The following is a 14,666-nucleotide window of genomic DNA, read 5'->3' on the forward strand; positions in this document are numbered from 1 at the left end:
TATTTATGAAAGGGAAAACATATTTATTAGTACTTATTACACTTACACTGCTACTACAAGCGTGTAAAAAGGAAGCGCTGCCAATAACCGTTACTGCCAATAATTATTTTGAGGTTGTCGATAAAATAACGGAAACAATGATTCATGATATTTTTTCGCCACCTGTTGCCAGCAGAATCTATGTATATCCAAATATTGCTGCTTATGAGGTTATTGCTCAAAAAGACAGTAATTATGTTTCCCTTTCAACAAAGATAAAATCATTAGCTGCAATTCCAAAACCAGGTAAAAATGTAAATACAAAAGTAGCTGCAATAGTGGCTTATGTTAATGTAAGTAAAGATCTTATTTTTAAAGATGATATTATTACAAAATACGCAGACAGCTTATTTACAGGTTGGAAGGACTTAAATAAAGAAGAATTTATAGCTTCAGAAAAATATGGATTGCAAGTAGCAAAGCATATTAAAGAATGGTCTGGTAAAGACAATTATAAAGAGACTAGAACATATCCTAAATTTGAGCTTTATTCTGATGATCCATCTAGATGGCAACCAACTCCGCCAGCTTATATGGACGGAATTGAGCCTCATTGGATGAAAATTAGACCAATGCTTTTAGATTCGGTTTCGCAGTTTAAACCAAAAAGACATCCAACATTTTCTATGGATGAAGGCAGTACATTTTATAAAGAAGTACAAGAAGTCTATACAGTTACCAATGAGATTAGAAAAAACGGAGATACATCCGAAGAAGTCGAAATTGCAAGATTTTGGGACTGTAATCCTTATGTGACAACCAGTAAAGGGCATTTAATGATTGCTACAAAAAAGATTACGCCAGGTGCACATTGGATTGGAATTACAAAGATTGCTTGTAAAAAAAGTAATTTTAATTTTGAAGAATCTGTATCTGCAAACACAATAACATCAATAGGTATTTTTGATGCTTTTATAAGTTGTTGGGATGAGAAGTATAGAAGTAATTTAATAAGACCAGAAACCCTTATAAATAAAACAATAGATAAAAATTGGACGCCTTTATTACAAACGCCTCCGTTTCCAGAATATACAAGTGGTCATTCTGTAGTTTCAGGCGCATCAGCAACCATTTTAACGGCTATTTTTGGAGAAAATTTTAGTTTTTCAGATGATACAGAATTGCCTTTTGGATTGCCTATTAGAAATTTTAACTCTTTTAATGCTGCCGCAAAAGAAGCTGCTATTAGTAGGTTGTATGGAGGTATTCATTTTAGAGCAGCGATAGATAATGGAGTAGATCAAGGTATTAATATAGGAAGATATATTTTAAAAGCAATCCCCCATAAGTAAAATATTAATCCTATTACCTTGGTCATATTTAATGCATTCTTATTAAGTTCAAAATTTTATAGAACTGAACAAGAATGCATTTTTTTATAAAGAAAAAGGAGTTTTTGGAATTGCATGAAAACCTAGAGACTTTACTACGCTTTCAATCTCTTTAATATTAACTAGTTCTGTTGTATGAACTGTAAATTCTTTAGGAAAGACTTCTGCATTAATAATTACATCTTTAATGCCGTCTAAAGATGATAGTTTGTCTTTAATTTTTTCTAAATCGTGATTTTCTTTTGCATTTGTTTCAAATACTTTTCCGTGATTTCCAGTAATCACATTTTTTGTTATTAAGCTCATATTTAATGATTTTAAATAATGAATAACTCTATTTTTTAAAGTTGAGGTAACTTCTAATTCATAGCTAAATTAGCGCTTTCGAGTTAGAATCATAAAAATAAAATGCTAATGTTTTTATAATTTTAAGAAAGAATTAAAATCAGAACTACTAGACCAAAGAAGCCTCATTTATTTTACTATCTAGATTATCAAAATCATACAAGTTTTTATCTAAAAGATGAGAAGGAGATACATTTTGTAAAGCATTCATCATAATAGCATTTCTATTAGGAAACGCTGTTTCCCAATCTGTAATCATTTGTTTTACATTTTGGCGCTGTAAGTTTTCTTGCGAGCCACATAAATTACAAGGTATAATAGGAAAGTTCATAAAGTTGGCATATTCTTCAATATCACTTTCTTTACAAAAAGCAAGAGGTCTTAATACCACTAAGTCACCTGCATCATTTTTAAATTTAGGCGGCATGGTTTCCATTTTTCCAGCAAAAAAGAAGTTCAAGAAAAATGTTTCTAGAATATCATTTCTATGGTGTCCTAAAGCCAATTTATTACAGCCTAAATCTTTGGCGGCTTCATATAGCGTTCCTCTACGTAAACGTGAACATAAACTACAGGTAGTTTTACCTTCTGGAGTTTTGTCCATTACAATCTTATAGGTGTTTTTTTCTATAATTTTATAATCAACCCCTAAGTTATGTAAATAGGTAGGGAGTACTTCTACAGGAAAACCAGGTTGTTTTTGATCTAAATTTACGGCAACAATATTAAAAGAAATTGGCGCTACTTTCTGGAAATATAGTAACATATTTAGCATTGCATAACTATCTTTTCCTCCAGAAAGGCAAACCATTATTTTATCTCCTTCAGCAATCATAGTAAATTGCTGTATTGCTTCTGCAACAGCGCGCTGTAGTTTTTTTGTTACCTGTTTTATGTTTTCCATGGCTGCAAAAATAGTAGTTTGTTCTTAAAAGCTAAGAGAGATTTATAAATAAAAAAATATAAATTTTAAACAAATATTAATATTTTGATTAATATTTAATTTTAATAACTTTTTTTATATGTTTATTAGTGTAATTAAAAATAAAATTTTGATATTTGCATATAAATAAACAAGACATGACTTTTATTCAAAACCATCATCATCATTTTTACAATTGCAGTCAAGCGATTTAAAAGTGTATTGAATAAAATCAAGATATTTATAAACCCGTTTGAGCGAATCAAACGGGTTTTTTTAATTTTAAACCGTATTTGCTCAGGCATCAAACAAAACAAAAATGAGTAATTTAAGAATTGCAGTACAGAAATCAGGAAGATTAAATGAAGATTCAATGAGTATCTTAAAAGATATCGGAATCTCTATCGACAACGGAAAAGATCAATTAAAAGCATCTGCAAGAAATTTTCCAGTAGAAGTTTTTTATCTTAGAAATGGAGATATTCCTCAGTATTTAAGAGATGGAGTTGTAGATGCTGCTATTATTGGCGAGAATGTTTTAATAGAAAAAGGAAACGATTTAGACTTTATAGAGCGTTTAGGTTTTTCTAAATGTAAAGTTTCTATAGCAGTGCCAAAAGAATCTAAAGCGAATTCATTAAAAGATTTAGACGGAAAAAGAATTGCTACATCTTATCCAGAAACGGTTAAAAAATATTTAAAAGAGTATAATATAGAGGCACAGTTGCACATTATTAACGGTTCTGTAGAAATTGCACCAAATATTGGTTTAGCAGACGGAATTTGTGATATCGTTTCTAGTGGAAGCACACTATTTAAAAACGGATTAAAAGAGATTGAAGTTCTTTTAAAATCGGAAGCAGTTTTAGCTGTTTCACCATTAATTTCAGATGAAAGAATGGCCATTTTAGAGAAAATTCAATTCAGAATTCAGTCTGTTTTAAAAGGTAGAGACTCTAAATACGTGTTGCTAAATGCACCTAACGATAAATTAGATGACATTTTAAATTTATTACCAGGTATGAGAAGTCCTACTGTTTTGCCATTGGCACAAAAAGGATGGAGTTCTGTACACACAGTAATTAGCAAGAATGAATTTTGGGAAATTATAGAGGAGTTAAAAGCTAATGGTGCAGAAGGTATTTTAGTTTGCCCTATCGAAAAAATGGTGCTTTAATTAGCCCGCTACTCCTGCAAGGTTTTCAGAACCTTGTAGGTGTTGATTTATTATTATTAGGGCGTTTTAACGGGCTTTACACTATATCTTTTTGTAAAAAACAAAAAGGATGCCGTTTCAATCCCTAACGCAAATTGCAAGTTTGCAAACATTCTGCAAGGTTTAAAAACTTTGTTCGTATAAATTAAAAAGTAAAATACCTACAGGGTTTTAGAAACCTTGCAGGAGAAATTTAAAACATGAATACAATTATAAACCCATCCAGAAAAGAGTGGTCTCAAATTTTAGAGAGACCTACAAAAACGGTTGATGATATAGAAGGAGTTGTAAATGAAGTTTTTGCTGATATCAAAGAAAACGGAGATGCAGCTGTAAATAAATACACCGCAAAATTTGATGGTGTTTCTTTAGAAAATACAATTGTTTCGCTAGATGAAATAGAAGAAGCAATTTCATTAGTTTCTAATGAATTAAAAGACGCTATTATTCTTGCAAAAGAAAATATAACCAAATTTCATACTGCTCAAAAAACCGATAAAGTTTTTGTAGAAACGGCAAACGGAGTTTCATGTTGGCAAGAAAAAAGACCAATTACTAAAGTTGGTTTGTATATTCCTGGAGGAACAGCACCTTTGTTTTCTACGGTTTTGATGTTGGCAATTCCTGCACAAATTGCAGGTTGTAAAGAAATAGTGTTATGTTCTCCTCCAAATAAAGAAGGTAAAATTCATCCGGCTATTTTGTATGCTGCAAATTTATGCGGAGTTACAAAAATTATAAAAGTTGGCGGAATTCAAGCTATTGCAGGATATACGTTTGGAACAGAAACCATTCCGCAAGTTTATAAAATATTTGGCCCAGGAAATCAGTATGTAACCGTTGCAAAGCAATTGTCTACAAAACATGGTGTTGCCATAGATATGCCTGCAGGTCCAAGTGAATTGTTAGTGGTTGCAGACGATTCTGCAAACGCAAGTTATGTGGCTTCAGATTTATTAAGTCAAGCAGAACATGGTGCTGATAGTCAAGTTATTTTGGTATCAACATCAAAAGAAATGATTGCTGAGGTTGCCAAAGAAATAGAAACTCAGTTAGCTAAATTAACGAGAGCAGAAATAGCTCAGAAAGCGATCAATAATTCGAAATCTATTTTTGTAGAGAATGATGAAATCGCTTTAGAGTTGATTAATCAGTATGGTCCAGAACACTTTATTGTTTGTACAAATAATAATGATTTTTATGTAGATAATATAGAAAATGCAGGTTCTGTTTTTATTGGTAATTACACACCAGAAAGTGCGGGAGATTATGCATCTGGAACCAACCATACATTACCAACAAACGGATTTTCTAAATCGTATTCTGGTGTAAACTTAGATAGTTTTACAAAAAGTATTACGTTTCAGAAAATATCTAAAGAAGGTATTAAAACAATAGGAAAATCTATTGAGTTAATGGCAGCAGCAGAAGGTTTAGATGCACATAAAAATGCAGTTTCAATTCGTTTAAAAGATTTAAAATAATTAGTAAGCTTGTCATTCTGAACTTGTTTCAGAATCTCAAAACATAAATAGTTAGATGCTGAAATAAATTAAGCATGACAAAAAATAAAATGAAAACAGACTTTAACATCAACAACTTAGTTAGAGAAAACATAAAATCTCTAAAGCCATATTCATCTGCAAGAGATGAGTATAAAGACGTTAATACAACAGAAATGATTTTCTTAGACGCTAATGAAAATCCTTTTGAAAACGGTGTAAATAGATATCCAGATCCGCAACAAAACAATGTAAAAGATTTATTGTCTGGTATAAAAGGAGTTTCTAAAGAAAACATTCTTTTAGGAAACGGAAGTGATGAGGTTTTAGATTTAATATTTAGAGCTTTTTGTGAGCCTAATAGAGACAATGTAATCACCTTGCCACCTACATACGGAATGTATTCTGTGTTGGCAAATATTAACGCCATCGAAAATAGAGCGGTATTATTAAATGATGATTTTCAGCCACAAGTTAGTAAGATTTTAAAAGAAGCAGATGCAAATAGTAAAGTTTTGTTTTTGTGTTCTCCAAACAACCCAACAGGAAATAGTTTTTCGGTAGCATCAGTGAAAGAATTATTAATGAAATTTAAAGGTTTGGTGGTTATAGATGAAGCCTATATAGATTTTTCTGAACATAAAAGTTGGTTAGAAAAGTTAGAAGAGTTTCCTAATTTAATAATTACACAAACATTATCTAAAGCTTTTGGTTTAGCCGGAATTCGTTTGGGAGTTTGTTATGCATCCAAAGAAATTATTAAAATTTTAAACAACATTAAGCCGCCTTATAACGTAAATGAATTAAGCCAGCAAAGAGCCGTTGTTAGATTGCAGAAAATGGATGAAGTTGAAAACGAAATTTCGCAGTTGATAAGTGAAAGAAAACGACTTAAAAAAGAGCTAGAAAAATGTGAAACTTATATTAAAAAAGTATATCCATCAGACGGTAATTTTTTGTTGTTAAAAGTAGATGATGCTAATAAACGTTACCAGCAATTAATAGAGTATGGCGTTGTAATTAGAAATAGAACAACACAACCTTTATGTGAAAATACTTTACGTATAAGTGTTGGAATTTGTGAAGAAAATCAAAGATTATTAAGAGCTTTAAAAGCGATAAAATAAATAAAGCTGTTGGTTACTCGCCTTTAGCATTTCGCTAAACGCTAAAAGCCAAGAGCCAAAAGCTACAGTATGAAAAAAGTATTATTTATAGACAGAGACGGAACCTTAGTATTAGAGCCGCCAGTAGATTATCAATTAGATAGTTTAGAAAAATTAGAGTTTTATCCGAAGGTTTTTCGTTATATGGCAAGAATTGCCGAAGAATTAGATTTTGAGTTGGTTATGGTAACCAACCAAGACGGTTTGGGTACAGACTCTTTTCCGGAAGATACTTTTTGGCCAGCACAAAATAAAGTAATGTCTGCCTTTGAAAAAGAAGGTGTTGTTTTTACTGAAGTTCATATAGATAAAACGTTTCCGCATGAAAATGCAGAAACTCGTAAACCAAGAACAGGTTTGTTAACCAAGTATTTTTCTGAGCAATATGATTTGGCAAACTCTTTTGTTTTAGGTGATAGAATTACCGATATGGAATTGGCTAAAAACTTGGGAGCAAAAGGAATCTTTTTATCTGAAGACCCAGAATTAGGTGCAGATGAAATAGAAACTTCTAAGCAAGAAATTTTAGATTGTATTGCTTTAACTTCTACAGATTGGAAATCTATTTACGAGTTTTTAAAATTAAAAGATAGAGTTTCTGAAATAACAAGAAATACCAATGAAACCAAGATTTACATCAAATTAAATTTAGATGGTTCTGGTAAAAATGATATTTCTACAGGTGTTAAGTTTTTCGATCATATGTTAGATCAAATTGGTCGTCACGGAGCAATGGATTTAACCGTAAAGGTTGATGGAGATTTAGAGGTAGATGAACACCACACCATAGAAGACACTATGATTGCTTTGGGAGAATTATTCAACAAAGCACTAGGGAATAAATTAGGTATTGAGCGTTACGGATTCTGTTTGCCAATGGACGATTGTTTGGCGCAAGCGGCAGTAGATTTTGGTGGAAGACCTTGGTTGGTTTGGGAAGCTGATTTTAAACGTGAAATGATTGGAGATATGCCAACAGAAATGTTTTTGCATTTGTTTAAATCGTTTACAGACGGAGCAAGATGTAACTTAAATATTAAGGCAGAAGGCGCAAACGAGCATCATAAAATAGAAGGTATTTTTAAAGCATTTGCAAAAGCAATGAAAATGGCAGTTAAAAGAGATGCTAATAAGATGTTTTTACCATCTACAAAAGGAGTGTTATAATGAAATTAGTAATTATAGATTACGGAGCAGGAAACATAAAAAGTATTCAGTTTGCGTTTAAGAGATTAGGAATTGATGCTGTTTTGTCAAATAATATTGATGAAATTAGAGCTGCTGATAAAATAATTTTCCCAGGAGTTGGTGAAGCTAGTTCTGCCATGAAAATGTTGCAAGAAAGCGGATTGGATAAAGTAATTCCTACTTTAACACAACCTGTTTTAGGAATTTGTTTAGGAATGCAATTGATGTGTAATTCATCTGAAGAAGGAAATACAAAAGGATTGGGTATTTTTGATGTCGCTATAAAGAAATTTTCTAAAGCTGTAAAAGTTCCACAAATGGGTTGGAACGTTATTTATAATTTAAAATCTGATTTATTTACAGGAATTAAAGAGAAAGAATTTATGTATTTAGTGCATAGCTTTTACGCAGAAAATTGTGAAGAAGCAATTGCAACTACAGATTACGAATTTGAATATGCATCAGCATTAAAAAAAGATAACTTTTATGGAACACAGTTCCACCCAGAAAAAAGTGGTATAGCAGGAAGTAAGATTTTACAAAACTTCTTAAATTTATAAAATAGAATTAATATGGCAAGAAAATTAATAAGTTCGGGTTCTCCTTTTGAGGATGAAATGGGGTATTCTAGAGCAGTAGTAGAAGGAGATTGGGTTTTTGTATCAGGAACAACAGGTTTTAATTATGAAAATATGACAATTGCCGATGATGTTGTAAACCAAACTGAGCAGTGTTTTAAAAATATAAAAGCTGTTTTAGAGCAAGCAGGTTCTGGTTTAGATAAAATAGTACGTGTTACTTATATATTACCAACTGCGTCTGATTTTAATTCAATATTACCAGTTTTAAAAAAATATATGGGAGATGTAAAGCCAGCAGCTACCGTTTTTTCTGCAGCGTTAATTGATGAAAAAATGAAAATTGAAATTCAGGTTACTGCTTTGAATAAGTAATTACTTTGAGACCTGTCAGGTTTTTAAAACCTGACAGGTCTTATATAAGATAAAAAAAATATGAGAATTATTCCAGCCATAGATATTATTGACGGAAAATGTGTTCGTTTAACAAAAGGCGATTACAGCACCAAGAAAATTTATAATGAGAGTCCATTAGAGGTTGCCAAAGAATTTGAAGCTGCAGGAATCGAATATTTACATGTAGTAGATTTAGATGGTGCAAAAGCAAGTCAAATTATCAATCATAAAGTATTAGAGCAAATTGCTTCTAAAACCAATTTAAAGATTGATTTTGGTGGTGGTTTAAAGTCTGATAAAGATTTAGAAATTGCTTTTAATTCTGGAGCTAATCAAATTACTGGTGGAAGTATTGCTGTAAAAAATAATGAAATTTTTGAAAGCTGGATTGAAAAATATGGTTCAGAAAAAATTATTTTAGGTGCCGATTTTTATCCTGATACAACAGGAGGGAAGATTGCAACGAATGGTTGGCAAGAAGAAAGTTCTTTAGAATTGATACCTTTTATTGCTAATTATCAGCAAAAAGGTATTCAGTATATTATATGTACAGATATTTCTAAAGATGGTATGTTACAAGGACCAAGTTTTGATATTTATAATCAGATTTTATCCGAAGTAAAAAATGTAAAACTAATTGCTTCTGGAGGAATATCTGCTTTTGATGAATTGCCAAAATTAGCAGAAAATGGTTGTGAAGGTGTTATAATAGGAAAAGCGATTTATGAAAATAAAATTAGCTTAAAACAGTTGGAACAATTTATATTAAATAATTAAATGTCAGTTCGAGGGCAGTCGAAAATTATTAAAAACCTTTCGACTGCGCTCAAGGAGACATATTTTAAATAGCAATTAGCTTTTAGCAGTTCGCAATTCGCGAAAAGCCAAAAGCGAAAAGCCAAAAGTGAAAAAATGTTAACAAAAAGAATAATACCTTGCTTAGATATTAAAAACGGAAGAACTGTAAAAGGTGTTAATTTCGTAAATTTAATAGATGCAGGAGATCCTGTGGTTTTAGCAAAACAATATGCAGATTTAGGTGCAGACGAATTGGTTTTTTTAGATATTTCTGCAACTTTAGAAGGTAGAAAAACCATGATAGAAATGGTGCATCAAGTGGCAGAACAAGTAAATATTCCGTTTACAGTTGGTGGTGGAATTTCTTCTGTAGAAAATGTAAATGAGTTGTTAAAATGGGGAGCAGATAAGGTTTCTATCAATTCATCTGCAGTAAAAAGACCAGATTTAGTAAACGAATTAGCAGAAAAATTTGGAAGTCAGTGTGTAGTGGTTGCAATTGATGCAAAACAAATTGATGGAGAATGGATTGTCCATTTGGCTGGAGGAACAATACCTACAGAATTGAATTTATTTGATTGGGCAAAAGAGGTTGAAAATCGTGGAGCAGGAGAAATTTTATTTACTTCTATGAATCATGATGGTACAAAAGCAGGTTTTGCAAATGAAGCTTTGGCGCATTTATCTGAGTTACTGAATATTCCAATTATAGCTTCTGGAGGAGCGGGAACTATTCAGCATTTTGTTGATACATTTAAAGAAGGGAAAGCAGATGCTGCTTTGGCTGCAAGTGTTTTTCATTTTGGAGAAATTCCTATTTTGGAGTTGAAAGAAGAATTGAAAAAACAAAATATACCAGTTAGAATATAAAAAATAAAGAATGTCATTCCGAAGAAAAAGGAATTTCATAATTGATAATAAACAAAAAGTTCTCGATACAATTTCGATAGAAAATTGAAATCACTTGAACTGGCAGGAATTAACGGAAATAAAAATGTCATTCCGAATGTTATTGAAATCAAAATATATTTTGATTGAAATTAAATAGAGAAGCTAATAAGGAGGAGTCTAAATCTCTGAAAAGGTTCATTTAGAAATGACAAGACAGTATAAAAATAATATTATGAATATCGATTTTAGTAAAAACAACGACGGCTTAGTACCCGCAATTATTCAAGATGCAACCACAAAAAATGTATTGATGTTGGGGTATATGAATGAAGAAGCATTTGCAAAAACACAAGAAACTAAATTAGTAACTTTTTTTTCTAGAACTAAAAATAGACTTTGGACCAAAGGAGAAGAAAGCGGAAATGTATTGAATTTAGTGGATATAAAACTAGATTGTGATAATGATACATTATTAGTTTCTGTAAATCCAAATGGACCAACCTGTCATAAAGGATCAGCTACTTGTTGGGGAGAAGAAAATAAACAAAACTATGGTTTCTTTTCTACGTTAGAAGATGTAATTGCAGAAAGAGTAGCTAATAAAGATACAGAGAAATCTTACGTTGCGAGTTTATTTGCAAAAGGAATTAATAAAGTTGCACAGAAAGTGGGAGAGGAGGCAGTGGAAACTGTTATTGAGGCAATGGATAATAACGACGAGTTGTTTTTATATGAATCTGGAGATTTAATGTTTCATTATTTAATGTTGTTGCAAGCAAAAGGATTTACTTTAAAAGACATTGAAAAGGAATTAAAAGGAAGACGTAAATAAGTTTATCCATTTATCAAATTTAACGTGACCAAATAAATATCTTGTTTGGTCATTTTTGCTTTTAGCCATGCAAAGAAACTTATCATAAAAATATCTTCTTCTTCATTGTTAATCCAACTAAAAGAAGTTTCTACTTTATCTTTAAATTCAATTGTTGTAGCCACCTCTGGGTTTTTGTAATAGATTTCTACTAACTTTAAATAGGTAATTACTTTTTCTTGGTTTATTGCTGTTAGATTAGAGAAATAGTTTCTTTTAAAGCTTTTTAACCTAGAATCTACCAAATCTATATTACCCAAATCTATTAGTAATAAAATTTCAATTAAGTTTTTTTTAATAGTCCAAACAATTCCGGCTTTTTCAATATACCATTTATCTGTATGGTAAAATTTAGATACTATTTTCTGAGCTTTCTTTAAGGATTTATGCTGATAATAAAATACGATTAAAGAAAGAGAGAAGTCTAATTGAGCAACAATATCTGTGTTTTTTTTATCAATATAAGGTTCTATTAAAGCAATAGCTTGTTCTTGTTTATTTGTATAATTTAAGTTTAAAGCATGTAGCAAGTTGTACTTAGGAATAAAATCATTATAATATTTTTTCTTTTCCGCATTCATATAGAAGAGCATCAGTTTTAAATATTTTTGAGATTCATTAAACTTCTTGCTTCTAAAAAGTACATTCGCAATTAAATACAACACCTCTAAGTGATAATTGAGTTGTTTGTCTTTTGATGTATGATTTTGAATAACTTGATATGTTTCTATAATAAATTCTTCAATATGATAATAATCAAATTTTTGAGCAGAAGAAATGCTGGTGATTTGAATAATCTGATACAAGGATTTGAAGGATAAAGAATTGGAAATTGTGATGTTTTGTTCTTTTAAAGCAACATCTATCAATTTTTTAATGTCAATTTTAGATTTATTTTGATGGTAATTGGCTAATGAGGTTCTAATTTTAGCGTATGCAATATTCAGATTGTCTTCTAAAATAAGTCGATTTTGGTTTTCTTTAAAATCTACAATTAATGTATCTAAATTTAAGTCCGAATTTAAATGAGCATATTGAATTTTAGTATGGTATACTTCATTTAAAAGTGCAAATAATTGGTATTCAGTTGCCGTTATAATAGTTTTATCTAAAATTTGATACCCCACTTTTAGTAGCCCTTTTTTGAGAAAATATCGTGCAGAAAGAATGTTTTTTATCAAAAGAATATCAATGGAATTTTCTTCTTTCATGCTTGTGTTTGCTGTAAAATCTATAAGAGATTGAAATAACCGTTTTCTAAGGGCATGTAAAGCTATTTTATTCTGTTTTCCGTACAATTTGTCAGAAATTTCTTTAGACGATAAGTTATCTTTTAACAAAAGCGTTACTAATTGACAGTTTTTAGCATCCTTTCTCTTATTCTTTTTATCAAGATAAGTAAGGAAATCTTGTTGTTGTTCCTTTGTAAAAGTACTTAATACTTCTTTTAAATTTATCATTATATCGTCAGTAAATGTCTTGTAAATATACTTAAATAATGTTTTATTATTAATTTTTAATGCTTTTTATCGTCAGTAATTATTAAAAATTGAATTCTCAGAACTTTAAAAGAGTTGCAAATTTGTATCATAATTATTAAACTAAATATTATGAATTATCAAACAACATCTTCAATTAATGAAGAAACTAAAAAAGAAAGTAAAAAGAAAAAAGTAAAGAATGAGTTAAACTCAAAACCAACGTCTGCTTATGTTGGGGCTTCTTGGGGAGCTTTAATGATTGGTTTGGTTTCTTACTGTATTGGTTTATGGAATGCCGCGATGGAATTGAATGAAAAAGGATTTTATTTTGCTATTCTTTTAATGGGTATTTACGCTGTAATTTCTCTACAAAAAGCGGTAAGAGATAAAGCAGAAGAGATTAAAGTAAGTGAAATGTATTACGGAATAAGTTGGGTTGTAGTTCTTGCAGCAATATTGTTATTAATTATAGGGCTTAGAAATGCTGATTTACTTTTAAGTGAAAAAGGGTTTTACGGAATTTCATTTCTGCTAAGTCTATTTGGGGCAATTACTGTACAGAAAAATACCAGAGATATAGATTTTATCAATAATAAATTAACAGACGAGAAAAGTTAGTTTAGTAATGGTTTGAGATAACCAAAACCTCACAAGTTTATGCTTGTGAGGTTTAAATAGTTGTAATAAGTTAAAATAAATGCAAAATAGGTTAATCAGTAATTTTATTTATAGCTATTCTATATTTACCTTTGAGTAATAAATTACTTCTTTTGAAAAAATCAAAAATATTAATAGTCTTAGCGTTTTTTACAATTTATATTGTTTGGGGTTCTACTTATTTATTTAATAAGATTGCAGTAACCGCTTTACCTCCTTTTTTTATGGCTTCAATCCGTTTTTCAGGAGCTGGAATTTTAATAATGATTATTTCTAAAATCTTGAAATTAGATCTTAGAATTACAAGAAAACAACTAATTAACTGCTGTATCTCTGGCTTTTTTTTCTTGGTGTATGGAAACGGCGTTTTTGTTTGGGCACTTGTTTATTTAGATAGTGGTTTTGCAGCTTTGTTAGCATCTACACAGCCATTATTTGTATTAATATTATTACGATTAATAGATAGAAAACCGATGCAAAAACAATCTGTAATTGGTGTTGCTTTGGGTATTTTAGGAATGTATTTGTTGGTAAGTCAACAATCTATAACCGCTTCTGAGGGGAGTTTACTCGGTATATTTATGATTTTAACCTGTGTGTTAAGTTGGAGTTATGGAGGTGTGTTTGTTTCTAAAGCAGATTTACCTAAAAACTTCTTTATTACTACAGGATATCAAACCTTGTTTGCAGGCTTAGTTTTGTTAATTATGAGCTTCAGTTTTAATGAAACTATGATTTCACCTTTCAATTGGTCTCAAGAAGTACAATTATCTATGGTTATGTTAGTTGTTTTTGGAAGTATTATTGCATTTACAGCCTTTAATTATTTATTGAAATTAGTATCTACAGAAAAAGTTGCTACTTCTGCTTATGTAAATCCTATTATAGCAATGCTTTTAGGATGGTATTTTTTAGATGAAAAATTTACTAATCAATCTATTCTAGCATCTATTGTTTTATTAACAGGTGTCTATTTTATTACTTCTAGAAAAAGGATTGCAAAGGTAGATGCAGAAGAAGTTATAAAACCATAAATATGTAAAAAATGAAAACTCTTTTTATTTCGTATTTCTAATTTAGTTATTGTCTTACCATTTTAAGAAGCTCTCTTGTTGTTTTAATCCTTTATTAGTCTTTTTTATTCATAGATTTATTAGTCTAAGAAATTATAAAATGTTTTGTATCCTATTACGTATAACTCAAGTATCATAATAATTAAGATTCGTTTTTACATAGTTCTTTATATATTTTTACATAAATAAAAATCATTGCAAACAATTACAAT

The 14,666-nt window shown here is 30.3% G+C and carries 15 protein-coding genes; 12 read left to right on the forward strand and 3 right to left on the reverse strand.

Annotated features, from left to right (window positions below; all coding sequences use genetic code 11):
* The first annotated feature begins 5 nt into the window (after positions 1-5).
* Complete coding sequence (locus tag GQS58_RS08225) at positions 6-1,331, forward strand: vanadium-dependent haloperoxidase (protein ID WP_166384735.1); 1,326 nt, start codon at positions 6-8, stop codon at positions 1,329-1,331.
* Between the two features lie 84 nt (positions 1,332-1,415).
* Here GQS58_RS08225 and GQS58_RS08230 read toward each other — a convergent pair whose 3' ends face one another.
* Together GQS58_RS08230 and ttcA are read right to left on the reverse strand one after the other, a co-directional pair.
* Positions 1,416-1,676: a heavy-metal-associated domain-containing protein gene (locus GQS58_RS08230; RefSeq protein ID WP_166384737.1), complete on the reverse strand. Its 261-nt coding sequence runs from the start codon at positions 1,674-1,676 to the stop codon at positions 1,416-1,418.
* A gap of 148 nt (positions 1,677-1,824) precedes the next feature.
* The gene (ttcA, locus tag GQS58_RS08235; protein ID WP_166384739.1) at positions 1,825-2,619 is read right to left on the reverse strand and encodes a tRNA 2-thiocytidine(32) synthetase TtcA; all 795 of its coding nucleotides are present in this window, start codon (positions 2,617-2,619) and stop codon (positions 1,825-1,827) included.
* Positions 2,620-2,956: 337 nt separating this feature from the next.
* Here ttcA and hisG point away from each other — a divergent pair, with 337 nt between their 5' ends.
* The 9 genes from hisG (at position 2,957) to hisIE (ending at position 11,204) form a co-directional block, all read left to right on the forward strand.
* Entirely contained in the window at positions 2,957-3,814 is an 858-nt protein-coding gene (gene hisG, locus GQS58_RS08240) for an ATP phosphoribosyltransferase (protein ID WP_166384741.1), read from the forward strand.
* A 239-nt stretch (positions 3,815-4,053) separates the two neighbouring features.
* On the forward strand, positions 4,054-5,337 hold the full coding sequence (gene hisD / locus GQS58_RS08245; RefSeq protein WP_166384743.1) for a histidinol dehydrogenase: 1,284 nt from the start codon (positions 4,054-4,056) through the stop codon (positions 5,335-5,337).
* 89 nt (positions 5,338-5,426) lie between these two features.
* Positions 5,427-6,482 (forward strand): histidinol-phosphate transaminase, encoded by a 1,056-nt coding sequence (hisC, locus tag GQS58_RS08250; protein ID WP_166385036.1) that lies wholly within the window; start codon positions 5,427-5,429, stop codon positions 6,480-6,482.
* 69 nt (positions 6,483-6,551) lie between these two features.
* Positions 6,552-7,688: a bifunctional histidinol-phosphatase/imidazoleglycerol-phosphate dehydratase HisB gene (gene hisB, locus GQS58_RS08255; protein ID WP_166384745.1), complete on the forward strand. Its 1,137-nt coding sequence runs from the start codon at positions 6,552-6,554 to the stop codon at positions 7,686-7,688.
* Positions 7,688-8,269: an imidazole glycerol phosphate synthase subunit HisH gene (gene hisH / locus GQS58_RS08260; RefSeq protein WP_166384747.1), complete on the forward strand. Its 582-nt coding sequence runs from the start codon at positions 7,688-7,690 to the stop codon at positions 8,267-8,269. The genes hisB and hisH overlap by 1 nt, the downstream gene beginning before the upstream one ends.
* A 12-nt stretch (positions 8,270-8,281) precedes the next feature.
* Entirely contained in the window at positions 8,282-8,662 is a 381-nt protein-coding gene (locus tag GQS58_RS08265) for a RidA family protein (RefSeq protein WP_166384749.1), read from the forward strand.
* Between the two features lie 60 nt (positions 8,663-8,722).
* Positions 8,723-9,460 carry a 1-(5-phosphoribosyl)-5-[(5-phosphoribosylamino)methylideneamino]imidazole-4-carboxamide isomerase gene (gene hisA / locus GQS58_RS08270; RefSeq protein WP_166384751.1) on the forward strand — a complete coding sequence of 246 codons (738 nt, stop codon included), beginning with the start codon at positions 8,723-8,725 and terminating at the stop codon, positions 9,458-9,460.
* A gap of 135 nt (positions 9,461-9,595) precedes the next feature.
* Positions 9,596-10,351, forward strand: coding sequence for an imidazole glycerol phosphate synthase subunit HisF (gene hisF / locus GQS58_RS08275; RefSeq protein WP_166384753.1), 756 nt, complete (start codon positions 9,596-9,598; stop codon positions 10,349-10,351).
* 253 nt (positions 10,352-10,604) lie between these two features.
* Complete coding sequence (gene hisIE, locus GQS58_RS08280; protein WP_166385038.1) at positions 10,605-11,204, forward strand: bifunctional phosphoribosyl-AMP cyclohydrolase/phosphoribosyl-ATP diphosphatase HisIE; 600 nt, start codon at positions 10,605-10,607, stop codon at positions 11,202-11,204.
* 2 nt (positions 11,205-11,206) lie between these two features.
* Here hisIE and GQS58_RS08285 read toward each other — a convergent pair whose 3' ends face one another.
* Positions 11,207-12,703 carry a hypothetical protein gene (locus tag GQS58_RS08285; RefSeq protein WP_166384755.1) on the reverse strand — a complete coding sequence of 499 codons (1,497 nt, stop codon included), beginning with the start codon at positions 12,701-12,703 and terminating at the stop codon, positions 11,207-11,209.
* Positions 12,704-12,853: 150 nt separating this feature from the next.
* Between GQS58_RS08285 and yiaA the strand changes: the two genes are divergently transcribed.
* Positions 12,854-13,342, forward strand: a complete 489-nt coding sequence (gene yiaA, locus GQS58_RS08290; protein WP_166384757.1) for an inner membrane protein YiaA — start codon at positions 12,854-12,856, stop codon at positions 13,340-13,342.
* A 152-nt stretch (positions 13,343-13,494) separates the two neighbouring features.
* Complete coding sequence (locus GQS58_RS08295) at positions 13,495-14,415, forward strand: EamA family transporter (RefSeq protein WP_166384759.1); 921 nt, start codon at positions 13,495-13,497, stop codon at positions 14,413-14,415.
* Positions 14,416-14,666: the final 251 nt, after the last annotated feature.

This window comes from Polaribacter sp. 11A2H (assembly GCF_011379025.1).
In the GTDB taxonomy this organism is placed as follows: Bacteria; Bacteroidota; Bacteroidia; order Flavobacteriales; family Flavobacteriaceae; genus Polaribacter.